The following is a 1,024-nucleotide window of genomic DNA, read 5'->3' as shown; positions in this document are numbered from 1 at the left end:
ACGCGATGCTCGACTTTCTAGATGAGATGACATAGTGAATTGAAATGACATAGCCCTGCCTTTATAACCTTAAGTTGCGAAACAAAGAGCAATAAAGGAACAAAAGGCTATGTCACAGCAGGATTTTATCATTTGGGTATTTTGTTGGGTAGATGAAAATTTAGCAGAGTTACAGCAAGGGACACGATTCAGAAGCCGAGGCTTTCCGCCTAAACTCAGCGATGCCGAAGCTATCACGATGGAAGTTGTGGGGGAATTCTTAGGTTTTTCAACGGATAAAGGGATTTGGACTTACTTTCGTGACCATTGGAGCGAGTGGTTTCCGGGGCTGGGTTCACGCGCTAATTTTGCTAAACAAGTTTCGAATCTTTGGGCGGTTAAACAACAACTGCAAGAAAAGCTGGCGAGATTATTAGGTGCGCTCGACCGACCGGTGCATATTATTGATGGATTTCCTCTACCTGTTTGCCTCTTTAAACGCGCGAAAGGCTGTGCACGTTTTAAAGGACAAGCCGATTATGGATACTGCGCCACCAAGAGTGAAACGTACTACGGCTTTAAGGGGCATCTGCTGGTCGATGAAATCGGCATCGTGACAGGGTTTACACTCACACCGGCAAGTGTCAGCGAGCGTGAGGCTGCTGGGGATTTGGTCGCGCCAATCACTGGCTATTTACTCGGTGACAAAGGCTATTTAGGCACTGAATTTAAACAAGAAATGAAGAGAGCTGATATTGAAATGATCACGCCAGTGCGAGCCAATATGGATGATCCTGTTCCCAAAGAGATAAGAAAATGCATCAATGCCAAACGACGTCTTATTGAAACGGTGATTGGCCAACTCGCCGGACAATTTGCTATCGAGAAGTGCTGGGCGCGGGATATGTGGCATCTGAGCAATCGAATCGCCAGAAAGCTGCTTTCTCACACATTGGGTATTTTTGCCAACTTTAAACAAGGTAAAAAACAACGCGACTGGCTTCAACAAACGCTCGTTATTGGGTGTTAAAGTTGAGCATCGCGT

General features: G+C 45.8%; 1 protein-coding gene. It reads left to right on the top strand.

Translation table 11 applies throughout. The annotated features are described in order from the left end of the window. Nucleotides 1-109 precede the first annotated feature (109 nt). A complete protein-coding gene (locus tag IQ211_RS19405; protein ID WP_193836489.1) occupies nucleotides 110-1,009 on the top strand; it encodes an IS982 family transposase in 900 nt (299 codons plus the stop codon). The last annotated feature ends 15 nt before the right edge of the window (nucleotides 1,010-1,024 follow it).

The sequence above is a fragment of the Xenorhabdus griffiniae genome (genome assembly GCF_015163655.1).
GTDB classification, from domain to species: Bacteria; Pseudomonadota; Gammaproteobacteria; order Enterobacterales; family Enterobacteriaceae; genus Xenorhabdus; species Xenorhabdus griffiniae.
Note: the sequence above shows the minus strand (reverse complement) of the source record. Positions and strands in the feature narration are given on the sequence as shown.